Origin of the sequence: Micromonospora sp. CA-248089 (genome assembly GCF_050948515.1) — a bacterium.
Classification (GTDB): Bacteria; Actinomycetota; Actinomycetes; order Mycobacteriales; family Micromonosporaceae; genus Micromonospora.
Window position 1 is genome coordinate 3,546,739 of the sequence record NZ_CP192016.1, and the last position, 23,343, is coordinate 3,570,081.

The following is a 23,343-nucleotide window of genomic DNA, read 5'->3' on the forward strand; positions in this document are numbered from 1 at the left end:
GGCAGCCGGGTACGACGGCGCCCCGGCCACCGTGGGTACGGTGGCCGGGGCGACTGTCGTCAGGCCGCGGCGAGCGCCGGGCCGTCCAGCGCCTGGGTGCCGATCTCGGCCGGGCGAAGCGCCAGCGCGAGCACGTCCGCCACGTCGGACAGCGTGTGCACGGTCAACGCCTCCCGCACCTGCGCCGGCAGGTCGTCCAGGTCCGGCTCGTTGCGCTTCGGGATGATCACCTCGGTGAGACCGGCCCGGTGCGCGGCGAGCAGCTTCTGCTTCACCCCGCCGATCGGCAGCACCCGGCCGGAGAGCGTCACCTCGCCGGTCATCCCGAACTCGGGTCGTACCGGTCGTCCGGTCACCAGGGACGCCAGCGCGGTCACCATGGTGATGCCGGCGCTCGGGCCGTCCTTCGGTACCGCTCCCGCCGGAACGTGCAGGTGGATCCGCCGCCCGGCCAGGGCGTTCGGGTCCAGCCCGTAGCGCCGTCCGTTCGACCGCAGGTACGACCACGCGATGTGCGCGGACTCCTTCATCACGTCGCCGAGCTGGCCGGTGAGCGTCAACCCCGGCTCACCCTCCATCGTGGTGGCCTCGATGAACAGCACGTCCCCACCGGCGCCGGTGACGGCCAGGCCGGTCGCCACGCCGGGCACGGCGGTGCGTTCGGCCGACTCCGGGGTGAACTTCGGCCGGCCCAGGTAGCGGGCCAGGTTGCCGGCGTCCACGTGCACCGGCACGGGGTCGCCGGCCAGCGCGACTGTCACCTTGCGCAGGATCTTGGCGAGGGACCGTTCGAGCTGCCGGACGCCCGCCTCGCGGGTGTACTCGCCCGCGATCAGGGCCAGCGCCTCGTCGGCGACGGTGACCTCCTCGGCGGTCAGCCCGGCCCGTTCCCGCTGCCGGGGCAGCAGGTGGTCGCGGGCGATGGCGACCTTCTCGTCCTCGGTGTAGCCGTCCAGCGCGACCAGCTCCATCCGGTCCAGCAGCGGGCCGGGGATCGCCTCCACGACGTTCGCGGTGGCGAGGAACAGCACGTCGGACAGGTCGAGGTCGACCTCCAGGTAGTGGTCGCGGAACGTGTGGTTCTGCGCCGGGTCGAGCACCTCCAGCAGGGCGGCGGCCGGGTCGCCGGCGTAACCGGCGGCCAGCTTGTCGACCTCGTCGAGCAGCACGACCGGGTTCATCGAGCCGGCCTCGCGCAGCGCCCGCACGATCCGGCCGGGCAGCGCGCCGACGTAGGTGCGCCGGTGGCCGCGGATCTCCGCCTCGTCCCGGACACCGCCGAGGGAGACGCGGACGAAGGTGCGGCCCAGCGCCCGGGCGACCGACTCGCCGAGGCTGGTCTTGCCGACACCGGGCGGGCCGGCGAGGCCCAGCACGGCGCCGGAGCCGCGTCCGCCGACCACGCCGAGGTTGCGCTCCGCGCGCCGGTTGCGCACCGCGAGGTACTCCAGGATGCGGTCCTTCACGTCGGCCAGGCCGGCGTGGTCGGCGTCGAGCACGGCACGGGCCGCGGCCAGGTCGGTGTTGTCCTGGGTACGCGTGTTCCACGGCATTTCCAGGACGGTGTCCAGCCAGGTACGGATCCAGCCCGCCTCGGGTGAGGCGTCACTGGCCCGCTCGAGCTTGCCGACCTCGCGCAGCGCCGCCTCGCGTACCTTCTCCGGCAGGTCGGCGGACTCCACCCGGGAGCGGTAGTCGGCGGAGCCGTCCGGCTCGTCCTCGCCGAGTTCCTTGCGGATCGCGGCGAGCTGCTGGCGCAGCAGGAACTCGCGCTGGGACTTCTCCAGCCCCTCGCGGACGTCGCTGTTGATCTGCTCGGTGACCTCCTGCTCGGCCAGGTGTTCCTTGACCCAGCCGACGAGCAGGTCCAGCCGGGCGGTGACGTCCGGCGCGGCGAGCAGTTCGGTCTTCTGCGTCAGGCTGAGCCAGGGCGCGTAACCGGCCGAGTCGGCCAGCTCGGACAGGTCGGTCATCCGCTCCATCGCGTCGATCACCTGCCAGGCGCCGCGCTGCTGCAGGACCGAGGTCATGAGCGCGCGGTACTCGCGGGCGAGTTCCCGGGCGCGCCCGGCCGGGGCGGGTTCGTCGAGTGTGGTCGCCTCGACCCAGAGCGCGGCGCCGGGACCGGGCACGCCGGAGCCGATGCGGGCACGGGCGAGACCGCGGACGACCGCCGCCGGTTCGCCGCTGGGCAGCCGGCCCACCTTCTCGATCGTCGCGACGACGCCGACGGAGCCGTACTCGCCGTCGATGCGGGGTACGGCCAGGAGTTCCTTGTCGCCGGTGGCGCGGGCCGCGTCGACGGCGGCCTGGGTGGTCGGGTCGAGGGTCACCGGGATGACCATCCCGGGCAGCAGGACGGCGTCGGTCAGAGGAAGTACCGGAAGAGTTGCCATCGAACACCTGCCATCACGTTGGTTGAGCGTGTCTGGCTCAAGTAACAAAACGTGTCCCTTGTTCCGGGTTGTGACCCACGCCACTCCTCAACGTCGCGCTCCCACGCTCCGTGCCCAATGGCGGCATCCTTTACCGCGACCCGCCGAATGGGAAGAGTCGGCTATTGTTGCGGAATTACCGTGCGGTAGGTCAAACTCTTAGCCACACCCCGCCCGACACAGGGAGTAATGGCGATGGCAAGGAAAGTAATCACCGTTCTGACCGACGACCTCGACGGCGGAAAGGCCGATCGGACCGTCGAGTTCAGCCTGGACGGCGCGGCGTACACGATCGACGTCTCCGACGAGAACGCGGGCGTCCTGCGCAAGGCCCTGGATCCGTACATCAGCGCTGGCAGGCGAATCGGCCGGGGAACGACCGAAGCTCCTCGCGGCGCCCGCCGCACCACCCGGCCGAGCACCTCGGGAATGGACCGCGAGCAGAACCGCGCCATCCGGGAATGGGCCGCCAAGAACGGGTTCGAGATTTCCGAGCGCGGGCGCATCCCGGTGTCGGTGGTCGAGGCGTACAAGAACCGCTGATCACCGCCGGTTCACCGTCGGGCGTCCCGGGGTCACGCTGAGAAATCGGCGCGGCCCCGATCGGCTTTCTACGGTCGGCACTTTCATCCGACCGGATACCGCCGGCATGAAATTTCCTCCGGGACCACGTCCCGCCGTTTCGGTCCGCGCAAACGGCCGCGGCCGCCCGGAGGAGTCCCCCGGACGGCCGCGGCCGTTCGTCAGTGTCAGTTGACCCGGATGCGCACCACGTCGATGGCGGGGGTCTGGTTCGCCCGCTCCATCATCGGGATGCGGTGCGAGCCGTCACCGGCCCAGACCGCGCACTGCGCCACGCCCGACTGGGCCAGGCCCGGGATCTGGATCAGCACGTCGTCCGGCTGGTTGCCGCCCCGGCCGTCCTCGGTGGCGACGAAGAAGGCCGGCACGTCCTGCGGGTTCGGAGGCTGCCGGGTGCTGCCGAGCATCCGGCAGGCGGTGTGGAAGTGACCGCGCACCAGGCCCTCGCCGTTGAGCAGCGAGCTCTCCAGGTAGTAGCCACCCTGGCCGGCGGCGAGGAAGCGGTCCCGCACCAGGTTCTTGGTGGTGACCCGCAGCGTGAACGGTTGATTGCGCCGCACCTGGTTCGGGAACTGCGTGATCAGCAGCGACGGGTTGTTCGCCGCGGCGCCGACCTCACCGAACGCGGTGCTCACGCACCGGTTGCCGTTCTGGAAACCGTCGTGCGCCTGGAGCTGGCTGCCGGAGCAGTCCTTGGCGAGCACGTTCAGGCCGTTGCCGCCGCCGTTGTTCTGGCCACCGCCGTTGTTGTTCCCGCCACCGTTGTTGCCGCCGGTGTTTCCGCCGTTCTGGCCGCCGTTGTTGTTGCCGCCGTTCTGACCCCCGTTGTTGTTCCCGCCGTTCTGGCCGCCACCGGTGCCGGGGGCGTCGGTCAGCGCGCACTGGGCGAGCTGGTCCAGGCCCTGCGGGCGCTGGGCGACCCGGCCGATGGCGGTGGCGATCCGGTTGAGCGCCGCGGTCCGCTTGTCCGCGAGCGGACGCAGGATCGCGTTGTTGATGAAGTCACCGCCGTTGCGGCCCTCCGCCGCGAGCCGCCGGTTCGCATCCGCGATCTGGGACTGCAGCAATGCCAGGGTGCGGTCCACCTCGGCGCGGGCCCGGTCGGGCACCTGCGGCAGCCGGCTGCGGACGTCCGGGCAGGCCACGGTCGGGGTGCCGGCGCCGGCGCCGCCCGCGTTCGTCTGCTGGCACTCGGCCGGCGACATCTGGCCGTCGCCCCAGTGGTTGCGGACCCACCGGCCGTTCTGCCAGGTACGGGTGGTGCTGCCCTGACCGTCCGGGGCGGTCGCCCCCGAGCTCGCGGGCACGCAGGACGCCGACGCGGCGCGGGTGGTCGTCCGCCGGTCCTGGGCGGACGAGATCTGGGTGACGGCGACGATGCCGCCGAAGACCGCGAGCGTGCCGACCACTGCCAGCAACCGCTTGCTCCGCGCGTTACCGGATGACCGGCGCGCCCGTGTGGACCTGCGCATCGAATTGCTCTCCTTCTCGATCCGGTAGTTGACTGGTGATCCCGGCGGACCGACGAATTCGGGGTGTGAGATCACTGCGACGCTCAGTCGCGCGTCAATGGCCGACGGTGCCCTTTCCGCACCGTCTCCGCGCCGTCCGGGCGCGGCGGGGAAGATCTGCGTCCATTCCCGATGAGGTACGGAGCGCCGTCGGCGAAGGTTCAACCGGAGATCGGAAAAAAATCGAAAAGTCGCCGTCCTGGGACGAGGACGGCTCAGTCGGCGCAGAGGTGCTCGAAGGCGAACCCGCCGTCGAAGGAATCCCGCTGCGCGGCGAGCGCGCGTACCCGCCGGAGAAGCTCGTCCCGGTCCACCTCGGACGGTGCGGTGGCGTCGAGGTCACGCAGCCGCTCCCCCAGCGCCGCCACGGCCAGATCCTCGGCGAGCCGCCCCGGATCGACGCCGCAGGAGAAGCCGCGCGAGGTCAGCCGTACCCGCTCCAGCAGGCAGCGGCCGGGCCCCACCTCGGCCCAGGCCCAGCCCTCCGCCGGGCCGCCGGTCCAGCGCACGTGCAACCCGCGCACGATCGGGTCGACGATCCGGCCCGCCACGTACGCCTCGACCGCCTCGACCCGGGCCAGCGCGCCGAGGTCGTTCACCGGCCCGCGACGGCCGTCCGGCAGCCGGCCGATGATGTCCCGGAAGCCGACCGCGTCACCGGCGTCCGGGTCGGTGCCGTCGGCGTAGGCCCGCGCGTCCAGCACGTACTCGACGAACCGGCGGACCTGTTCCGCGCCGCCCAGCGTCGGCGACTCGACACGCAGCAGCGGCAGGCCCACGGCGGCGCAGACCGCGTCGGTCAGCCGTTCGGCCCGCCGGGCGGGCGATCCGTCGCCGGCGGGCGCGGTGAACCGCACCGCGAAGCGCGGCAGCCCGGTGTCGGCGGCGCAGACCACCAGGTCGAGCGACGCCCGTCCGGCGGTGCTCCACTGACTGCCCGTGACACCCGGCGGGCGGCCCTGCACCAGGTCGCCGAGCCGCCGGCCGGCGTGACCGAGGTGGCCCGCGCGGGTCAGACACGGCGCGGCGCCGGGCGGGATCGGCCGCAGCCAGGACGCGGTCGCGCTGCCTGTGCTCGTCATCTCGCCCCGATCCCCCCTCGTCCGGTCGACGCCCGAGTGTAGGCGGTGCGGCACGCACCCCCCGGCCGACCGGTGCGCAACCGCGCCTGTCCCTCTAGGCTCTGCCCGTGCCCAGCGGACGGACCCCGGAACAGTTCACCAAACGCAGTCTCGTCGCCGTCTCCCACGCCATCGAACGCGCCGCGCTCGCCGAGGCCGAGGACGGCCCACTCGTCGTGCTCGCGCTGTTCCAGCGCCTGCCGTACTTCGCCCGGGAGCGCGAGGTCTACCGGCGCATCGCCGGCCGCGCCGCCGTGACGGTGGTGGCGATGGTCGGCGGGCCGCCGCCGGACCTGCCCGAGGGGATCTACGGGGTGACGCTGGACGAGACGGAGGCGCTGGCCCGGGAGTGGACGGTGGTGGCGCTGAGCCCGCGGTTCGGCGCCACTCTCGTCGCACACGACCGGGCCGAGGTGGCGCCCGCCCCGACGCTCGAGGCCGGCCGGCTGTTCGAGGGACGCTGGGGTTTCCGGCGCGACGAGGCGCTGCACGAGACGATCCGGCTGCGCGAGCAGCTCGCCGAGCGGCTGCCCGCCGCGGCACGCACCGCGCTGGACGAGGCGATCGCCCGGGTGCGGGACATTCCGGCCGGGCCGGGTGAACCGCGCGCCGAGGCGGCGCTGCGGATGCTGGCCCGCCGCGGCGACCGGACCCACCTGCCGGCGCAGCCGGCCGAGACGATGCTGGACGAGCCCGGCCTGGCCCGGTGGTCCGGCGCGGACGGCGTCACCGCCTCCGGCACGCTGCCCGTGGCGCTGATCGGAATCCGGGTGGACGCACCGCCCGGCTCGCCGGAACGCTTCGGCCGCCGCGGCGTCGCCCGGGAGGGGCACGCCGTGCTCACCGCGATCACGGCGGCGCTGCGGCCGGTCGACCGCGCGGTGCGCGTCACCGAGAACGAGTTCCAGCTCGTCCTGCCGGGACTCGACGAACCGGCCGCGCTGGAGGTGGTACGCCGGCTGCACGACGCGATCGGCGCGCTGGCCCGGTCGTACCCGTTCATGGCGTACATCGTGCACGCGGCGGTCGGGGTGACGACCCGGCGGCCGCTGCCCACCGCGGACCTGCGTGCCGCTGTCGACTGGGCGGTACGCAAGGGCCTGCCGGTCGCGGGCCTGCCGCCGGAGAACGCCGACGCAGTGGCCACCCCGGCCCGCTGACGGCCGGTCCGGGGGAAGGAGACGCGGTGCGGGTGGTGTCGCTGGTGCCGTCGCTGACCGAGGCGGTCGCGGCCACCCGCCCGGAGGTGCTGGTCGGTGCGACCGACTGGTGCACCCATCCGGCCGGGCTGGACGTCGCCCGGGTCGGTGGGACGAAGTACCCGGACCTGGACCGGGTGCTCGCGCTGGAGCCGGATCTGGTGCTGCTCAACGAGGAGGAGAACCGGCTCGCCGACGCCGAGGCGCTGCGCGCGGCCGGGGTGCCGGTCCGGGTCACCTTCCCGCGTACCGTCCCGGAGGCCCTCGACCAGCTCGGTGAGCTGGTCGTCGCGCTCGGCGTGCCGGCCGAGCCGCGGTGGCTGCGGGACGCCCGCCACGCCTGGGCCGCGCTGCCGGCGCCCGAACGCGTGCCCACCGCCGTGGTGCCGGTGTGGCGGCGCCCGTGGGTGGTGCTGGGCCGGGACACGTTCGCCGGGGACGTGCTGGCCCGGCTCGGCGTACGCAACGGCTGGGCCGGCGACCCGGAACGCTATCCCCGGCCCGGCCTGGACGAGCTGCGCGCCCGCGCGCCGGAGCTGGTGGTGCTGCCCGACGAGCCGTACCGGTTCACCGCCGACGACGGGCCGGAGGCGTTCCCCGGCGTACCCGCGGCGCTGGTCTCCGGCCGGCACCTCACCTGGTACGGCCCCTCGCTGGCCGAGGCGCCGGCGCTGCTCGCCGCCCAGCTCGCCACCGCGGGCCCCACCTGAGAGGTGAGGCCCGGGTGGCGGCGCTCAGGCGACCGGGGTGGCGTGCACCGGGTCCAGCTCCATCAGCGTGGTGTCGTCCACGTCGTACCCGATGGCGTTGTGCACCGCGACCACGCCCGCCACCTGGGCGGCGAGGCGGCCGGCGAGGTCGACGGCGCTGCGCCGGTCCAGCCGCCCGTCCATGGTGACCTCGCCGCCGCGGACCTGGACCGTGACCAGACCGTCGCGCACGGACAGCACCCGGCGAAGCACCTCGCGCACGACCTCCTCGCGGATCTCCGCGTCGGTACGCAGGTGCACGCGCAGCAGGTCACCGCGGGTGACGATGCCGGCCAGGCGGCCCAGGTCGTCCAGCACGGGCAGCCGCTTGACCGCCTCGTGGTCCATCATCCGGGCGGTCGCCGCGAGCGTGGCCCGCTCGTGGGTGGTGACCGCCGGGGCGGTCATCAGGTCCCGCGCGACGAGCGCGCCCGCCTTCTCCCGCGCGGTACGGCGACGCCGTCCCTCGAAGACCCGCCGCTCGTCCGGGTGGCCGGTCCGCTCCACCTTGTGCAGCAGGTCCGCCTCGGAGATCACCCCGAGCACCCGGCGGAACGAGTCCACCACCGGCACGCCGCTGATCCGCTGCCGCACCAGCACGTCGACGATCTCGCGGTACGGCGTCTCCGCCGTCACCGTGGCGACGTCCCTGGTCATCACGTCTGCCACCTGCCACGTCCTCATCACGACCTCCTCGTGCCGGGTCTTCACCTGCGACGGTAGGCCGCCGGCGTACGCCCTGGTCAGGGGCGGCGGACCGGCCGCGAGGGGCCGACCGGACCGGGTCCGGACGGGACCAAGGACCCGGTCAGGAGGGCACCGCTCGGCCCTGCTCCGGGAGACGGCGCGGCGGTGGAATGAATGTGCCACCGGGAAGCGCGGTGCGAGGCAAGGAAGGGACGTGGAGACAATGACCGCGACAATCGAGCGGACCCCCGCCGTCAAGCGGACCCCCGCCGTCACCACCGCTCCGGCGGCGCACACCGAGACCACCCGCCAGAAGGCCACCCGGTACGTCTGGGCCGGTCTGCGGCTCGCCCTGGGCTGGGTGTTCCTCTGGGCCTTCCTCGACAAGATGTTCGGCCTCGGCCACGAGACCCCGGCGAAGAACGCCTGGATCAACGGCGGCAGCCCGACCAAGGGCTTCCTCGGCAACGCCGTCGAGGGACCGTTCGCGGGCTTCTACCAGAACCTGGCCGGCGCGGCCTGGGCGGACTGGCTGTTCATGCTCGGCCTGCTCGGCATCGGTGTCGCGCTCATGCTCGGCATCGGCATCCGGATCGCCGCCGTCGCCGGCGGGCTGCTCCTGGTCCTGATGTGGACGGCCGTGCTGCCCCCGGCGAACAACCCCTTCATGGACGACCACCTCATCTACGCGGGTCTGCTGGCCGGTCTGGCCCTGGTGGGCGCCGGCAACACCCTCGGCCTCGGCCGAGTCTGGGCGAAGCTCCCCCTGGTCCAGCGTCTCCCCTGGCTGAAGTGACCAGCTCGCCCGGAGGCGGGCGTCGCCGACAGGCGACGCCCGCCTCTTTCGTGTCCCCGCCACGCCGGTGTGCGGGGACCGGCGCGTATCGGCCGGTCGCGATCCGGCAGGATCGACGGTGACCACACCGTCAGCACCCGAGGAGACCGTTCATGGACAAGCCCGAGGTCGGCCCGATCGAGGGCGCGCCGCCCGCCGATCTGGTGGTCGAGGACATCACCGTCGGCGACGGCCCGGAGGCCCGCCCGGGCCAACTGGTGAGCGTGCACTACGTGGGCGTGGCCCACTCGAACGGCCGCGAGTTCGACGCCTCGTGGAACCGGGGTGAGACGTTCGAGTTCCCGCTCGGCGGCGGCCAGGTCATCGCCGGCTGGGACCAGGGCGTCGTGGGCATGAAGGTCGGCGGCCGGCGCAAGCTCACCATCCCGCCGCACCTGGGCTACGGCGCCCGGGGCGCGGGCGGCGTCATCAAGCCCAACGAGACGCTCGTGTTCGTGGTGGACCTGCTCGGCGTGCGCTGAGCGCAGGGCCGTTCACGTCGGGCCGTCGGCACTCACGCCGGCGGCCCGGCGCATGTCCCGCTCGGTCGCGGCGCCTCGGTCGCGGCCGCCCGGCCGGTTCGGTGCTCAGGCCGCGCAGGCCACCAGCTCGTGCTCGCGATCCGAGCAGCGCACCGGGAGCACCCGGTGCAGGCCGGTCACCCGCAGCACGCGGGCCACGACCGGGTCGGGATCGGTGAGCACCAGCTCACCACCGCGGGCCCGGACCCGCAGGTGGGTGGCGACGAGCGCGCGGACGCCGGCGGCGGAGAGCAGCCGCACACCCGACAGGTCGACCCGCAGCACCGGCCGGGCCGGCGCCGCCCAGAGCGCGGCCCGGAACGCCGTCACGGAGGCGATGTCGATCTCGCCGACCGGGCGCAGCTCGACCACGTGATCGCGCACGTCCATCGCCACGTGGAAGCGCTCAACGCTGTGTACCATGCGCCCCAACCTACCCGGGCCCACCGACATTTCCGGGCCTCGCGGCGGTGGGTTCCGGGTACTGTCCGGGACCCGACCCCGAGCCGTCTCAGGGTCATCCCGCAGCCCCCCGCCACGCGCACGAAACGCCGTCGGGCACTGCCCTTCGCGACGCCGCCGGGCCACAATGAGCCGATGGCCGTCCCCCGCCCGCGTGCCCCACTGCTGATCCGGCCGGTCCGCGAGCCGGCGACCGTACCGCCGCCGCTCACCGGCCCCTGGGCGCCCGCTGACACCCGGCTCGACCGGGCCGACCTGCTGCCGCTGCCGGCCGGCGGGCACGGCCCGGAGGACGTGGTGGTCGACGGGGACGGCCGGGTGGTCAGCGGTGACGAGGACGGCCGACTCTGGTGGTGGCCGGCCGACTCCCCGCCCGGCACGCCGCCCACCCTGCTGGCCGAGACGGGCGGACGACCGCTGGGCATCGAGCGCGATCCGGTCGACGGCGGACTGCTGGTCTGCGACGCGTACCGGGGGCTGCTGCGGGTCGACCCGGCCGGACGGGTGCACGAGCTGACCGGCACCGCGCCGCCGGTGCACCTGGCCGACAACGCGGCGGTCGCCCGCGACGGCACCGTCTACTTCACCGACTCCTCCGACCGGTTCCCGCTGTCGCACTGGAAACGCGACCTGCTGGAGCACCGGCCCAACGGGCGCGTCCTCGCCTACGACAGACGCACCGGGCGCACCGACGTGGTGGCCGACGGGCTCTACTTTCCCAACGGGCTCGCGCTCACCCCGGACGAGTCGGCGCTGATGCTCGCCGAGACCGCCACCCACCGGCTGCTCCGGGTGGACCTGCCCGGCGGGCGGGCCACGGTGCTCACCGACCTGCCCGCGTACCCGGACAACGTCTCGGCGGTCGGCGACGGCACGTACTGGGTCGCGCTGCCCAGCCCTCGGCTGCGGGCGATGGAACGGTTGCTGCCGCATCCCCGGGTCCGGCAGATCGTGGCCCTGCTACCCGGCGCGGTGCAGCCGCAGCCACGCCGCTACGGGCTGGTCGCGCTGGTCGACGGCACCGGCCGGGTGCTGCGCACGCTGCACGGCCCGAGCGGGGCGTACCCGATGGTCACCGGCGTGCGGCAGCACGGCCGCCACCTCTGGCTGGGCAGCCTGACCGCGACCGGGGTGGCCCGCGTCGACCTCGACTGAGCACGGCGCGGGGCCGGCCCGCGCGGACGCGGGCCGGCCCCGTGGCCGTTCCTCCCCAGGTTCAGCCGCCGCTGTTGCTCCGCGAGGGGGCCGGGGCCGGTGACGACCCGCCGGCCACCGCGCCCGGGTGCGGCGTGGGGCTCTGCGTGGGCTTCAGCCCCGCCGGTACGGGCAGCGCGCTGCCCTTGGCGAACTCGTCCCAGCCGACGTTCCAGGCGGTGAAGCCGTTGCCCTGGTCGAGCTTCACCTCGGTGCCCTTGACCGTCACCAGGTCGCCGACCTGCGTGAAGCCCATCAGCCAGTCCGCGGCGGTCGCCGAGACGTTGGTGCAGCCGTGCGAGACGTTCGTGCTCCCCTGGTCGCCCTCCGACCACGGCGCCGAGTGGATGAACTCGCCGCCCCAGGTCAGCCGCTGGGCGTCGTCCACGTCGACCACGTAGCCACCGTTGGGCTCACCGCGGGTGTCGAACGTGGTGTGCTCGTGCTTCTCCATGATCACCATGGCGCCGCTCGACGTCGGCGTGCTCGGCTTGCCGAGGCTGACCGGGATCTTCTTGAGCACCTTGCCGTCCTGGTAGACGGTCATCTGCTTGGTCTCGTTGTCGATGTCCAGCGTCACCTGCCGGCCGACCTTGGCGCTCGCCACCCGGTCGGAGTCGCCGACCGCGTCCTTGCCGATCGGCAGACCCTGCAACGCGCTGCGCACGCTGATCTTCGTACCCGGCTTCCACCGGTCCGGCGCCCGGTACTCGGCCTGCTTGCCGTCGGCCACCCAGGACCACGTGCCCGGCTGCGGCGGATCGGTCTTCACGAACAGCCGGCGCTGGACGTCCGCACGCGCCTCCTTCGGAATCGGCGGGTCGAATCCGAGCACGACCGGCATCGCCGTCCCGTACGTCTGATTCGGCCGGAAATACAATTCGCTGGTGACTGCCGGTTTGGTGGATTTGGCTATCGTCGTGAACGTCGTCTTCTGCGTGGCGGTCTTACCGGAATCGCCGGTCGCGGTCACCTCCGCCGTGTACGTCCGGGAATTGACGAGCGGCCGGTCCGGCACCCAGCTGGAGCCGTCCTCACGCGGCTGGGCCGGCACCGCGTTCCCCTTGTCGTCGGTCAGCTTGACGGCGGTGACCTTGCCGTTGCTGACCTTCGTTCCCACCTCCGCACTGATCGGCACGTCCCGGGTGCGGTCGGCCGGCGACACGGTGACCGACGGCGGCGCCGCCTCGGCCCGCTTCGCCACCGACTTCGGGCCGGCGGTACACGCGCCGACCGCCAGCGGCGCGGCTGCGACGGTCATCGCGAAAAGCGTCAGTCGGCGCCTCGCAAACATATTTCGCCCCCCATTTCCGAACCCTCTCGCCCACATTCTGTAGGCCTGGGATCGCGCCGTGGCACCTTCGGCGGAATTGCTCGGAAACAGCTGCGGAGAATCGTGCCGGACAGGTAATTCCCGTCCCCGCTTGCGCCCCACGCGCCCTCCGCCCGGTTCCCTGTCCCCCCGCCCACGCCCCCCGGCCCCCGGCACGCCCCCGGCCCGTCGATCATGAAGTTGACGGCACGCGGTGTCCGTTTTGCCCCGGTCAACCTCATGATCGACGGATGAAGGCGAGAGGCAGTGCGAGATCTTGGTACGAAACGGCCCTCATAGGGGCTGTTCAGTCCCATGACATCTGTCAGCGTTGAAGTCCCGATACATGTGTCAGGTGGTAGGGATCTTGGGTCGGGTGGTATGTGCTGCCGGGCATGGCTTCTCGGCGGCATGTGATGAACCTGCTGGACGCGCTGCTGGCGGCGGGGGTTCGGGTGAACGCGGCCGAGTTCGCGCGTGAGCACGGGGTGTCGGTGCGCACGGTGTACCGGCACCGCGCACGTATCCGGGCCGAGGGTCAGTGGCAGGAACGATCCCGGCGTCCGCGTAGTAGTCCGCGGGTCACGCCGCCGGAGGTGGACGCGTGGATCTGCAAACTGCGTGTTGAACTGGGCCCGGACAACGGGGCGGACTTCATCCGAGACGCGTTGGGCGAGGTGCGCCGGCGCATCGGCGCGTCCTGGTCGGTGCCGTCACGCTCGACGGTCAACCGGGTGCTGGCCCGACATGACCTGCTCGTGGCTACTCCGGCTAAACGACCGCGTAGTTCGTGGCGGCGTTTCAGCTATGCCCGGCCCCGCGACTGCTATCAGATCGACGCCACCGAAGTGAAACTCGCCGACGGCCGCACGGTTGTCGTCTTCGACGTCCTGGACGACTGCACCCGCACCCTGGTCGCCTGCCACGCCGCCGCCGCGGAGACCGCCCGAGCCGCGATCACCGCGATCAGACAGGCGTTCACCGCCTACGGCGTGCCAGCCATCGTGCTCAGCGACAACGGCATCGCGTTCACCAGCCGCCGGACCCGACCCGGATCAATCTCCACCTTCGTGCAAACCCTGATCGACCACGGCGCCCGCCCGATCAACTCCAGCCCCTACCACCCACAAACCTGCGGCAAGGTCGAACGCCACCACCAAACCCTCAAAAAATGGCTGAGCACCCAACCCCCACCACAGACCCTCACCGCCCTGCAAACACTCCTGGACACCTACCGCCGCTACTACAACACCCAACGCCGCCACAGCGCCCTACCCCGCCGCACCACACCCGCCCACGCCTGGACCCACGCACCCACCCTCGGCGGACCCACCAGCACACCCCTGCAAACCGACGCCACCCTGCACCACTGCCCCGTGGCCAGCAACGGCGCCATCGCCATCGCCGGACACCGCACCAGCGTCGGCGCCACCCACGCCGGCACCACCGTCACCGCCATCCGCGACAACAACCACGTCACCATCTACCACCCCGACGGCCAACCCATCGGCCATCTCCACCTCGACCCCGACAAGAACTACATCCCCCTCACCCCCACCCCCACGATCCACAACCCATGACACATCTATCGGGACTTCCCATTGACACATGTCCCGGGACATGACAGCCCTCATAGGGGCGCTTTCCTACCAAGATCTCGAGCGAACCCAACCGCCGGAACAACGGTCTCGCAAGGCGGACAGCGCTGGACGACATCACCCCCAACGCGAGCCGCACCGCTGCCGCGACGCTTCTATAGGTGGGCCGGTTCCGGGAGGGGTTGGTATCGGTAGGGTTCGACGTCGGTGATCGACGAGTGACTCATGCAAGATCTGGCCACCGCAGAAGGGTGTGCCGTGGAGTGCGACCTGTCCTCGTGGGTTGCCGGCGTCGGCCCGGCCCACCTTGCTGGCCTGATCAGAAGCCTGTCCGCGATTGGTGTCGCGTGACTCATCACAGATGTGCCGCCGGGTGATCGTCTCCCGGGCCGACGCCGTCCGAACGTCGTCCCGTGCAAGGGAGAACCGTCCGTGCCTTCCATCCTGGCAGATCGTCTGGCCGGCCGTGTTGACGCGGTCATCGGTGTGGATACCCATACCGATACGCACACCGCCGCGGTGCTCACCCCGGTCGGGACAGTGCTGGCCGAGATCACCGTGCCGGCCACCGCCGACGGCGCCGCTGTTCTGCTGGCCTGGGCCGGGCGGCAGACGACCGGGCTGGGAACGGGCCGGCGGGCCTGGGCCCTGGACGGCGCCCGGTGTCACGGGGTCGGTCTGCTGCGTGTCCTGCGCGCCGCGGGTGAGGACGTCCTGGAAGCACCCAAACCCGCTGCCGGACGCCGTCGGCGAGGCGGCAAGTCCGACGCGTTGGACGCCGTGCACGCCGCTCGCGCGGTGCTGGCCGCCGACCACGTCGCCACGCCCCGCGCCGACGGCGACCGGGAAGCCCTGCGCCTGCTGCACGTCTGCCGCCGCCACTACAGCGACACCCGCACCGCCACCATCAACCTGTTCAAATCGCTGATCCTCACCGCCGACGACGATCTACGCACACAGATGCGCGGACTGAACACCCTGCGGCAGGTCCAACACGCCACCACCCTCACCACCGGCACCGGCAGCGGCAGCGGCAGCGGCAGCGGCACCGGCAGCGGCAGCGGCACCAGCAGCGGCAGCGGCACCGGCAGCGGCAGCGGCAGCGGCAGCGGACTTGACCGACTGCGCCGCACTCAACTGGCAGCCCTGGCCGAGCAGATCCTGACCCTCGAGAAGCTCCTGAAAGCCAACCTCACCGAGATCCGCACCCTGGTCGACAAGCTCTGCCCCACCCTGCTCGACCAACCCGGGATCGGCCCCGTCACCGCCGCGATCGCACTGACCGCCTGGTCACACCCCGGCCGGTTCCGCAACGAAGCCGCCTTCGCCTCACTCGCCGGCGCCAGCCCCGTCCCCGCCAACTCCGGACGCACCATCCGCCACCGCCTCAACCGAGGCGGCGACCGCACCCTCAACGCCGCCCTACACACCATCGCGAAAACCCGCCAACGATGCCACCAACCCACCAAGGACTACGTCGAACGCCGCACCACCGAAGGCCGCACCCCAGCCGAAATCACCCGCAGCCTCAAACGCTACAAAGCCCGCCAAATCTGGCGCACCCTCGAAACCAACGCTTGACAAACACCTTCACAGATCTTGCAGTTGCGGCCCTGGAGAAGGGTGCGAATCGGGCACATCACGGGCCGCAAGTGCAAGATCGCGGGCGGGCGGGCGGAGGAGGACGGGCGCGGCCCCGGTCCTCTGTGGGGAGGGCCGGGGCCGGGTGCCGGGAGGGCGGGGGTCAGACGTTGGCGACCAGGAGGGCGGGTTGCTCGACGCAGTCGGCCACGTGGCGCAGGAAGCCGCCCGCCACGCCACCGTCACACACGCGGTGGTCGAAGGTGAGGCTGATCTGGGTCACCTTGCGGACGGCGAGCTGCCCGTCCACCACCCACGGCTTGTCGACGATCCGGCCGACGCCGAGCAGCGCCGCCTCCGGGTGGTTGATGATCGGTGTGGAGCCGTCCACGCCGAACACGCCGTAGTTGTTGAGGGTGAACGTCCCGCCGGTCAGCCGCGCCGGCGGCAGCGTGCCGGCCCGGGCCGCCGCCGTGGTCTCGGCGAGCGCGGCGGCCAGTTCCCGGGTGGTGAGCCGCTGCGCGTCGCGCAGCACCGGGACGACCAGGCCCCTGTCGGTCTGCGCGGCGATGCCCAGGTGCACGCCCGCAGACTGGATGATCCGCTGCCCCTCGGTGTCGACGTGCGCGTTGAGCTGCGGGAACTTCCGCAGGCCGCTGAGGCAGATCCGGGCCAGCAGGGCCAGGATGCTCACCGGTGCCTCCGGCGTGGCGGCGTTGATCGCGGCGCGCGTCTCCAGCAGGCCGGTGGCGTCCACGTCGACCCAGATGGTCACCTCGGGGATCTCCCGGCGGCTGCGGGAGAGCTTGTCGGCGATCACCTTGCGGATGCCGGTGAGCGGGATGACCGTGTCACCGTCGCCGGCCGGGGCGAGCCCGACGTGGGCGGCCGGGGCGTCCGGCACCGCTGCCAGCCGGGCCGCCGAGGCGGCGGTGGTGGAGGCGGCCACGGCGGCGTCCAGGTCGGCCCGGCGGATCACGCCGCCCGGCCCGGTGCCGCGCAGCGACGCCAGGTCGATGCCGTGCTCCTTCGCCAGCCGCCGCACGATCGGCGAGATGACCAACGGCGCCGCCGATCCGCCGGCCGCCTCCGCAGCGGCCGCCCGGCCCGCCGACGCGGACAGGCCGCCCGGGGCCGGCGGTCCCGCCAGGGCGGGAGCACCCGCCGGAACCGACGAGCCAGCCGGAGCCGGACCCGCCGAAACCGAAGAGCCAGTCACGGCCACCGGGCTGGACGCGGAGCCGGTCACGGCCGAGGAGTCCGCCGAGGCGGGCGCGCCGGGCTCGGGCGCGAGCGCCAGCCGCGGCCGACGCCTCCGTCGGCCCGAGCCGCCGTGCCCTGTGCCGTAGCCGATCAGGACGTTGCCGGACCCGGCCCGCTCCTCCTCGCGGTAGGTGGCGTGCGGGTCGGGTGCGTCGTCGAGCGGGGCGATGGTGATCAGCGGCTGACCCACCGGGCGGACCTCACCGGCCGCGCCGTGCAGGGCCACGACCCGTCCGGCGTACGGGCAGGGCACGTCGACGACGGCCTTGGCGGTCTCCACCTCGACCACGCTCTGGTCCACGGTGACCACGTCGCCGACGGCGACCCGCCACTCGACGATCTCCGCCTCGCTGAGCCCTTCCCCGAGGTCGGGAAGAAGGAAGTCCCGGGTTCCCACAGCCGTGCTCATGCCGCGCTGACCGGGCATGCCCTCACGGCCCTCGCTCCGCTCGGTGCGTTCGCTCATGCCGCCACCCACCGCGTGTCGGGCTGGTCGTCCCACTGCAGGCGGGCCACGGTGTCCAGCACCCGGTCGACCGAGGGCAGGTGGGTGTGCTCCAGCATCGGCGCCGGGTACGGGATGTCCAGCCCGGACACCCGCAGCACCGGGGCGTGCAGCGCGTGGAAGCAGCGTTCCTGCACCCGGGCGGCGATCTCTGCGCCGACACCGGCGAAGCCCTGCGCCTCCTGGATCACCACGCACCGGCCGGTACGGCGGACCGAGGCGGTGACTGTGGCGTCGTCGAACGGCACGATGCTGCGTACGTCGACGACCTCGAGGTCCCAGCCCTCCTCGCGGGCGGCCTCGGCGGCGGCCAGCGCGATCGGCACCGCCGGGCCGTACGCGATCAGGGTGGCGTCGGTGCCGGGGCGGCGCACCACGGCGCTGCCGATCGGCGCGGTACGGGCCGGCAGGTCCGCCTCGGCGCTGGTGAAGTAGAGCTTCTTGGGCTCCAGGAACACCACCGGGTCCGGGTCGTCGATGGCGGCGCGCAGCAGCGAGTACGCGTCGTCCACGGTGGCGGGGGTGACCACCTTCAGGCCGGGGGTGTGCGCGTAGTACGCCTCGGACGAGTCGCAGTGGTGCTCGACGCCGCCGATGCCACCGGCGTACGGCACGCGGATGACGATCGGCACGCTCAGCGCGCCGCGGGTGCGGTTGCGCAGCTTCGCCACGTGCGAGGCGATCTGTTCGAACGCCGGGTACGCGAACGCGTCGAACTGCATCTCGACCACCGGCCGCAGCCCGGACATGGCCAGGCCGACGGCGAACCCGACGATGCCGGCCTCCGCGAGCGGGGTGTCGAAGCAGCGCTTGTCGCCGAAGCGGGCCTGGAGCCCGTCGGTGATCCGGAAGACGCCGCCGAGCTGGCCGACGTCCTCACCGAAGACGACGACCCGCTCGTCGTCGAGCATCGCGTCGGCGAGCGCGGCGTTGAGCGCCTTCGCCATGGTCATGGTGGCCATCAGGCGTCCCCCTCCGCGTCGGCGGCCAGCTCGGCCCGGACCATCTCGCGCTGCTCGACGAGTTGCGGCGTCGGCTCCGCGTACACGTGGTCGAACAGGCTCAGCGGGTCCACGGTCGGGTGGGCGTCCATCCGGCGGCGCAGCGCGGCGGCGTACTCCTCGGCCTCGTCGGCGATCGCCGCGACGGCGGCGTCGTCGAGCACGCCCTTGGCCCGCAGGTACGCCTCGAGCCGGGCGATCGGGTCGCGGTCGCGCCACGCCTCGACCTCGTCGGCGTCGCGGTAGCGGGTCTGGTCGTCGGCGTTGGTGTGCGGCTCCATCCGGTACGTGTGGGCCTCGACCAGGTAGGGGCCCTTGCCGGCGCGGGCGTGCGCGACGGCGCGCTCCAGCACCACGAGCACGGCCACCGGGTCGTTGCCGTCGACCTGCTCGCTGGGTACGCCGTAGCCGACGCCCTTGTACGCGAGGCTCGGCGCGGCGGTCTGCCGGGACAGCGGCACGCTGATCGCGTACTTGTTGTTCTGCACCAGGTAGACCACCGGGGCCTTGAACACGGCGGCGAAGTTGATGCCCTCGTGGAAGTCGCCCTCGCTGGTGGCGCCGTCGCCGATGAACGCCAGCGCCACGGTGTCGCGGCCCTGGTACGACTCGCCGTAGGCCAGCCCGGCGGCGTGCACGCACTGGGTCGCCAGGGGGGTGCACTGCGGCGCGGTGCGGGTGACGGCCGGGTCGTACCCGCAGTGCCAGTCGCCGCGCAGCAGCGTGAGCACCTCGACCGGGTCGAGGCCGCGCGCGGTCAGCGCCATCGACTCGCGGTAGGTGGGGAACACCCAGTCGGTGTCGCGCAGCGCGAGGACGCCGCCGATCTGGCACGCCTCCTGGCCGCGCGCGGACGGGTAGACGGCGAGGCGGCCCTGCTTGGTGAGCGCGGTGGCCTGCACGTCGAAGCGGCGGCCGACGACCATGCGCCGGTACATCTCGCGCAGCGTCTCGACCGGCGGCTCCGGGTAGTCGTCGCGGGCCGGCAGCGGGGTCCCGTCGGATTCGAGCAGCCGGACCGGTTCGGCCTGCGGCATGAAGCCGGCCGACGGGTCGGGTGCGGCCGGGGTGGTCTTCCGGCGGGTGCGCGGGGATGCCCTGCGGACCGCCTGGGGTGTGGTCGTCACGGCGGGGACCTCCTGGACGTGTGGTGGCCCTATGCTCCCGGTCGTGGATGATTGACTCAACATGCGGGATGAACGCGGGACGAATGGCACGGGAGGGCGGCTGAGGTGAGCCAGGAGACCGGCACCACACCGGGCGCGGCGGGCGGAACGGGACGTTCGGCCGGGCCGCTCGACGAGGTGGACCGGCGGATCCTGCGCGAACTGGTCCGCGACGCCCGCACGTCGATCCGTACGCTCGCCGAACGGGTGCACGTCTCGCGCACCAACGCGTACGCCCGGGTGGAGCGGCTGCTGCGCGACGGGGTGCTGACCGGGTTCACCGCGCGGGTGGCGCCGGAGCCGGCCGGGCTGGGCACGTCGGCGTACATCGCGCTGACCATCGAGCAGAACACCTGGCGGGAGGTCTCCGCCGAGCTGGCCCGGGTGCGCTACATCGAGCACGCGGCGCTGCTCAGCGGAGAGCACGACGTCCTCGCGCTGGTCCGGGCGCCGGACAACGCGACGCTGCGGGACGTGGTGCTGGACCGGGTGCAGAGCATCGCCGGGGTGCTGTCCACACGTACCTGGCTGGTGTTCGAGGAGTTCGACGGCACGCAGAGCCCCTGGGACTGACCGGTCAGCGTTCCGGCGGCGGCTCCAGCCCTTCGGCGTCGGCCCGCTCCAGCAGGGGTTCCAGCGAGTACCGCCGCCCGTCCAGCCCGGCGTGCGGGTCGCCGCGCCCGGCGAACCGCTCGGGCATGCTGAGCACGTCGAAGTCCTCCGGGCGCGCGTCGTCCAGTTCGGACCAGTCCAGCGGCGCGGAGACCAGCGCGGCGGGCGTCGGCCGGATCGAGTACGCCGAGGTCATGGTGTGGTCGCGGGCCATCTGGTTGTAGTCGACGAAGACCGGCCGGTCCCGCTGGTCGCGCCACCAGGTGGTGGTGACCAGGTCGGGCAGGCGGCGCTGCATCTCCAGGCCGAGCGCGAGCACCGCCCGCCGGCACTCGCCGAAGCTCCAGCGCGGCTCGATCGAGACGTACACGTGGATGCCGCGCCCGCCGGTGGTCTTGGGGAAGCCCTCCAGGCCCAGCTCGGCCAGGAACGCGCGTACCTCGTGCGCCACCGGCACCACCTGCGCGAAGTCGACGCCCGGCATCGGGTCGAGGTCGATGCGCAGCTGGTCGGGGTGCTCCACGTCGTCCTTCGACACCGGCCACGGGTGGAACCGCAGCGTGCCCAGGTTGGCCGCCCAGATCACCACGGCCAGCTCGCTCGGGGCCACCTCGTCGGCGGTACGGCCACTCGGGAACGTGATGTGGGCGGTGCGGACCCAGTCGGGCGCGCCGGCCGGGAGCCGCTTCTGGTAGAACGCGTCGCCCTTGTTGGTCTGCCGGGTGGCCACCTTGGCGCCCTCGAACACGCCGCGCGGCCAGCGTTCCAGCATGGTCGGCCGGTCCCGCAGCGCGCGCAGGATGCCGTCGCCGACGGACAGGAAGTAGCTGATCACGTCCAGCTTGGTCAGCCCGCGCTCCGGGAAGTAGGGCTTGTCGGGGCTGGAGACGCGGACCAGCCGCTCCCCCACCTGGATCTCCTGCGCCGCCGTGGTCGCCACCGTCACACCGTAGCGATCCTTTCCCCCGGTGGGGACCGGCTCACCGGGACTCCGCCGTGACGGACAACCGGATCCAGGCGTCCACCCAGGCCCGCACCGCCGGTTCGCCGGGGTCGGCGCCGAGCGTCGCCGCCAGCCCGGCCAGCGTCGCGCCGCAACGCTCCAGGCCGGCTCCGCCGAGCGTGGCGGCCGTCGCGCGCAGCCGGTCCGGGAAGCCCGCCGGCAGGTGCCGCAGTCCGGTGTGCGCGGCCTGGGCGAGCAGCGCCGACGCCGTACCGAGGACAGCCGCGACCGGGTCGGGCCGGGCGCCTACCGCGCCGGCCGGCCGGCCGTCGCCCACTCCGGGTGCCAGATCGGGTACGACCACCGCGTCGGCGACCACCGCCAGCGGCTCGACGACCAGCCCGTCGGCGCCCCGGCGGACCGTCCCGCTGACGAAGCGCGGCGGCCCGTGCGTGCCGTCCAGCGCCGCCGCGAGCGCGTCGAGTGCGCCCGGGGCGGCGGCGTGGTGGGTGGCGGTGATCGTCGCCGTGCCGCCGTCGGCCCCGGCCACCGTGGCGTGCAGGCGCTGCTCGCCGGCCGCGTACCCGATGGCGCGCACCTCGCCGAGCGCCAGGACCCGCACCGACTCGGCGGCGGTGCGGGGGCGCAGCAGCCGGGGTGGCCGACCGGCCAGCTCGGCGGCGAGCGCGTCCGGGTCGCCGGTGAGCAGGCCGGGCGGCAGCTCGGACCACGACCCGGTGCCGGGGGTGACTGTGGTGCGGGCCAGCCGCCCGGCGGCGAACCGGAGCTGATGCGCGGCGCTGCGCACCGCCGACTCGGAGACCACATTGCCGGTGGCCAGCGCGCCGAGCGTGGTGCCGGTGACCCGCCGCCCGGCCAGCTCGTGGCCGGGCGGCGTGCCGTCGTCGGTGACGGAGTAGGCGCGGCGCAGCACCAGCACGGAGACGGCCGCCGGGTGGGCGAGCACCACGTCCACACCCACCTCGCCGCCGCTCTCACGGACCCGGGCGCCGAGGCCGGTCAGGCGCACCCGCCGCAGCGGCGTCTCCGCCGGCTCGTGGGTGCCGAGCACCCGCTCCGGTGGGGTGGCGCCGGCGTTGACGACCGCGCGCCGCCGGGCGGGCAGTTCGGCGAGCAGGTCGGCGAGGGTCTCCGGCCGGTAGCGGGCGCCGCGCGCCGCGTACGCCCCCAGCTGCCCGGTCAGGTCCTCCACCGCCAGCAGCGGCCAGCGCAGACCTGCCGCGTCGAGGTCGCGCCGAGCCGCCGCCAGCCGGGCGTCCACACCGGAGCCCAGGTGCGCGGCCCCGGTCAGCAGCACGTCGGCGGCCAGCGCCACCGCCGCGTCCAGCGCCGGATGGTCCGTCACGGTGGCCGCGCCGCCGACGCGTACCTGCGCCTCGGGGCGGTCCGGCTGCTCCCGGTCGGCCGTCCGGCACGCCCACACCGCGAGGGCGATCGCCTCGCCGCCGTCGTCGGCCGCGTCGCCGCGCGCGTACCCGACCTGGCGCGGTATCAGGAAGCGGACCGTGCCGGTGGGCAGCTCCACGCGCGGGACCGGGTCGGCGGCGTCGGGCCGGTGGACCACGGCGGTGTAGCCGCGCCGACGGCGCCGCTGCGCGGCGGCGAGCGCGGGGGCACCGATCGCGGCGGCCAGTTCCTCGTCGGTGACGTCGCCCGGCGACCAGCGCCACGGCTCGCCTCCGGCATCCTCCCGGCCGGGCGGGGCGTCGTGGCCCGGCCCGGCGTTCCGGTCGGGCGCGGCCTCGCGGCCCGGGGCCTCTCCGTGCGTGCGCTGGTAGGTCAGCACGACAGCGAGCAGGTGCCGGCACACGCCGGGCGCCGGGCAGGTGCAGCTCCCGGCTGCCAGGCCGGCGCCCGCGGGCAGCGTCGCCGTCACCCCGTCCGGGTACGCGGCACGCACCGCGCCGTCGGCGTCCACGGTGAGCGCGGGGCGCTCGCCGGCGTCGACCTCCCTGGTGGCGCGCTTCACCAGGCCCCTGTTGCTCAGCGCGGCGAGCACGTCCGGGGTGAGCGCGATCAGATCCTCGCGGGTCATGGCGGTCCCC

Annotated in this window: 20 protein-coding genes; 9 read left to right on the plus strand and 11 right to left on the minus strand. The window is 73.4% G+C overall.

The window, feature by feature from the left end; all coding sequences use genetic code 11:
* Positions 1–59: 59 nt before the first annotated feature.
* Positions 60–2,396, minus strand: a complete 2,337-nt coding sequence (lon, locus tag ACQP26_RS16920) for an endopeptidase La (RefSeq protein WP_281577686.1) — start codon at positions 2,394–2,396, stop codon at positions 60–62.
* Positions 2,397–2,630: 234 nt separating this feature from the next.
* On the opposite strand from lon, the gene ACQP26_RS16925 reads away from it, so the two are divergent.
* Complete coding sequence (locus ACQP26_RS16925; RefSeq protein WP_269707080.1) at positions 2,631–2,978, plus strand: histone-like nucleoid-structuring protein Lsr2; 348 nt, start codon at positions 2,631–2,633, stop codon at positions 2,976–2,978.
* Positions 2,979–3,184: 206 nt separating this feature from the next.
* Here ACQP26_RS16925 and ACQP26_RS16930 read toward each other — a convergent pair whose 3' ends face one another.
* Together ACQP26_RS16930 and ACQP26_RS16935 are read right to left on the minus strand one after the other, a co-directional pair.
* Entirely contained in the window at positions 3,185–4,489 is a 1,305-nt protein-coding gene (locus ACQP26_RS16930; RefSeq protein ID WP_269705755.1) for a hypothetical protein, read from the minus strand.
* A 254-nt stretch (positions 4,490–4,743) separates the two neighbouring features.
* Positions 4,744–5,610 (minus strand): hypothetical protein, encoded by an 867-nt coding sequence (locus ACQP26_RS16935; protein ID WP_433493334.1) that lies wholly within the window; start codon positions 5,608–5,610, stop codon positions 4,744–4,746.
* A 107-nt stretch (positions 5,611–5,717) separates the two neighbouring features.
* Between ACQP26_RS16935 and ACQP26_RS16940 the strand changes: the two genes are divergently transcribed.
* Complete coding sequence (locus tag ACQP26_RS16940; RefSeq protein WP_433493335.1) at positions 5,718–6,809, plus strand: DICT sensory domain-containing protein; 1,092 nt, start codon at positions 5,718–5,720, stop codon at positions 6,807–6,809.
* 26 nt (positions 6,810–6,835) lie between these two features.
* On the plus strand, positions 6,836–7,558 hold the full coding sequence (locus ACQP26_RS16945) for a helical backbone metal receptor (RefSeq protein ID WP_433493336.1): 723 nt from the start codon (positions 6,836–6,838) through the stop codon (positions 7,556–7,558).
* Between the two features lie 24 nt (positions 7,559–7,582).
* Here the strand turns inward: ACQP26_RS16945 and ACQP26_RS16950 are convergent, their stop codons facing one another.
* The gene (locus ACQP26_RS16950; protein ID WP_269705751.1) at positions 7,583–8,281 is read right to left on the minus strand and encodes a CBS domain-containing protein; all 699 of its coding nucleotides are present in this window, start codon (positions 8,279–8,281) and stop codon (positions 7,583–7,585) included.
* A gap of 217 nt (positions 8,282–8,498) precedes the next feature.
* Here ACQP26_RS16950 and ACQP26_RS16955 point away from each other — a divergent pair, with 217 nt between their 5' ends.
* Both ACQP26_RS16955 and ACQP26_RS16960 read left to right on the plus strand, forming a co-directional pair.
* A complete protein-coding gene (locus ACQP26_RS16955) occupies positions 8,499–9,080 on the plus strand; it encodes a hypothetical protein (protein ID WP_433493337.1) in 582 nt (193 codons plus the stop codon).
* A gap of 152 nt (positions 9,081–9,232) precedes the next feature.
* A complete protein-coding gene (locus tag ACQP26_RS16960) occupies positions 9,233–9,601 on the plus strand; it encodes an FKBP-type peptidyl-prolyl cis-trans isomerase (RefSeq protein ID WP_018784126.1) in 369 nt (122 codons plus the stop codon).
* Between the two features lie 105 nt (positions 9,602–9,706).
* Here the strand turns inward: ACQP26_RS16960 and ACQP26_RS16965 are convergent, their stop codons facing one another.
* Positions 9,707–10,063 carry an STAS domain-containing protein gene (locus ACQP26_RS16965; protein ID WP_269705749.1) on the minus strand — a complete coding sequence of 119 codons (357 nt, stop codon included), beginning with the start codon at positions 10,061–10,063 and terminating at the stop codon, positions 9,707–9,709.
* 174 nt (positions 10,064–10,237) lie between these two features.
* Here ACQP26_RS16965 and ACQP26_RS16970 point away from each other — a divergent pair, with 174 nt between their 5' ends.
* Positions 10,238–11,257 carry an SMP-30/gluconolactonase/LRE family protein gene (locus ACQP26_RS16970; protein WP_269705748.1) on the plus strand — a complete coding sequence of 340 codons (1,020 nt, stop codon included), beginning with the start codon at positions 10,238–10,240 and terminating at the stop codon, positions 11,255–11,257.
* A 61-nt stretch (positions 11,258–11,318) separates the two neighbouring features.
* Here ACQP26_RS16970 and ACQP26_RS16975 read toward each other — a convergent pair whose 3' ends face one another.
* The gene (locus tag ACQP26_RS16975) at positions 11,319–12,590 is read right to left on the minus strand and encodes an Ig-like domain-containing protein (protein WP_433493338.1); all 1,272 of its coding nucleotides are present in this window, start codon (positions 12,588–12,590) and stop codon (positions 11,319–11,321) included.
* A gap of 413 nt (positions 12,591–13,003) precedes the next feature.
* Here ACQP26_RS16975 and ACQP26_RS16980 point away from each other — a divergent pair, with 413 nt between their 5' ends.
* Both ACQP26_RS16980 and ACQP26_RS16985 read left to right on the plus strand, forming a co-directional pair.
* On the plus strand, positions 13,004–14,188 hold the full coding sequence (locus ACQP26_RS16980) for a DDE-type integrase/transposase/recombinase (RefSeq protein WP_433493339.1): 1,185 nt from the start codon (positions 13,004–13,006) through the stop codon (positions 14,186–14,188).
* A gap of 450 nt (positions 14,189–14,638) precedes the next feature.
* The gene (locus ACQP26_RS16985; protein WP_433493340.1) at positions 14,639–15,787 is read left to right on the plus strand and encodes an IS110 family transposase; all 1,149 of its coding nucleotides are present in this window, start codon (positions 14,639–14,641) and stop codon (positions 15,785–15,787) included.
* A gap of 163 nt (positions 15,788–15,950) precedes the next feature.
* Here ACQP26_RS16985 and ACQP26_RS16990 read toward each other — a convergent pair whose 3' ends face one another.
* Genes ACQP26_RS16990 through pdhA form a run of 3 tightly spaced genes read right to left on the minus strand, consistent with a single transcriptional unit; the run spans position 15,951 to position 19,716 of the window.
* Positions 15,951–17,459 (minus strand): dihydrolipoamide acetyltransferase family protein, encoded by a 1,509-nt coding sequence (locus ACQP26_RS16990; RefSeq protein WP_433496155.1) that lies wholly within the window; start codon positions 17,457–17,459, stop codon positions 15,951–15,953.
* A 53-nt stretch (positions 17,460–17,512) separates the two neighbouring features.
* Positions 17,513–18,517 (minus strand): alpha-ketoacid dehydrogenase subunit beta, encoded by a 1,005-nt coding sequence (locus ACQP26_RS16995; RefSeq protein WP_433493341.1) that lies wholly within the window; start codon positions 18,515–18,517, stop codon positions 17,513–17,515.
* On the minus strand, positions 18,517–19,716 hold the full coding sequence (pdhA, locus tag ACQP26_RS17000; RefSeq protein ID WP_433496156.1) for a pyruvate dehydrogenase (acetyl-transferring) E1 component subunit alpha: 1,200 nt from the start codon (positions 19,714–19,716) through the stop codon (positions 18,517–18,519). The genes ACQP26_RS16995 and pdhA overlap by 1 nt, the downstream gene beginning before the upstream one ends.
* A 72-nt stretch (positions 19,717–19,788) precedes the next feature.
* On the opposite strand from pdhA, the gene ACQP26_RS17005 reads away from it, so the two are divergent.
* Positions 19,789–20,295 carry an Lrp/AsnC family transcriptional regulator gene (locus ACQP26_RS17005; RefSeq protein ID WP_030499924.1) on the plus strand — a complete coding sequence of 169 codons (507 nt, stop codon included), beginning with the start codon at positions 19,789–19,791 and terminating at the stop codon, positions 20,293–20,295.
* A 4-nt stretch (positions 20,296–20,299) separates the two neighbouring features.
* Here the strand turns inward: ACQP26_RS17005 and ACQP26_RS17010 are convergent, their stop codons facing one another.
* Positions 20,300–21,280, minus strand: coding sequence for a DNA polymerase domain-containing protein (locus ACQP26_RS17010; RefSeq protein WP_281577680.1), 981 nt, complete (start codon positions 21,278–21,280; stop codon positions 20,300–20,302).
* Positions 21,281–21,314: 34 nt separating this feature from the next.
* Positions 21,315–23,333, minus strand: a complete 2,019-nt coding sequence (locus ACQP26_RS17015; protein WP_433493342.1) for a hypothetical protein — start codon at positions 23,331–23,333, stop codon at positions 21,315–21,317.
* Positions 23,334–23,343 lie beyond the last annotated feature (10 nt).

Excerpts from the sequence above, each read along its gene's own strand:
- lon (WP_281577686.1), bottom strand. The coding sequence starts at position 2,396 with ATGGCAACTCTTCCGGTACTTCCTCTGACCGACGCCGTCCTGCTGCCC.
- ACQP26_RS16925 (WP_269707080.1), top strand. The coding sequence starts at position 2,631 with ATGGCAAGGAAAGTAATCACCGTTCTGACCGACGACCTCGACGGCGGA.
- ACQP26_RS16930 (WP_269705755.1), bottom strand. The coding sequence starts at position 4,489 with ATGCGCAGGTCCACACGGGCGCGCCGGTCATCCGGTAACGCGCGGAGC.
- ACQP26_RS16935 (WP_433493334.1), bottom strand. The coding sequence starts at position 5,610 with ATGACGAGCACAGGCAGCGCGACCGCGTCCTGGCTGCGGCCGATCCCG.
- ACQP26_RS16950 (WP_269705751.1), bottom strand. The coding sequence starts at position 8,281 with ATGAGGACGTGGCAGGTGGCAGACGTGATGACCAGGGACGTCGCCACG.
- ACQP26_RS16960 (WP_018784126.1), top strand. The coding sequence starts at position 9,233 with ATGGACAAGCCCGAGGTCGGCCCGATCGAGGGCGCGCCGCCCGCCGAT.
- ACQP26_RS16965 (WP_269705749.1), bottom strand. The coding sequence starts at position 10,063 with ATGGTACACAGCGTTGAGCGCTTCCACGTGGCGATGGACGTGCGCGAT.
- ACQP26_RS16970 (WP_269705748.1), top strand. The coding sequence starts at position 10,238 with ATGGCCGTCCCCCGCCCGCGTGCCCCACTGCTGATCCGGCCGGTCCGC.
- ACQP26_RS16975 (WP_433493338.1), bottom strand. The coding sequence starts at position 12,590 with ATGTTTGCGAGGCGCCGACTGACGCTTTTCGCGATGACCGTCGCAGCC.
- ACQP26_RS16980 (WP_433493339.1), top strand. The coding sequence starts at position 13,004 with ATGGCTTCTCGGCGGCATGTGATGAACCTGCTGGACGCGCTGCTGGCG.
- ACQP26_RS16990 (WP_433496155.1), bottom strand. The coding sequence starts at position 17,459 with ATGAGCACGGCTGTGGGAACCCGGGACTTCCTTCTTCCCGACCTCGGG.
- ACQP26_RS16995 (WP_433493341.1), bottom strand. The coding sequence starts at position 18,517 with ATGGCCACCATGACCATGGCGAAGGCGCTCAACGCCGCGCTCGCCGAC.
- ACQP26_RS17015 (WP_433493342.1), bottom strand. The coding sequence starts at position 23,333 with ATGACCCGCGAGGATCTGATCGCGCTCACCCCGGACGTGCTCGCCGCG.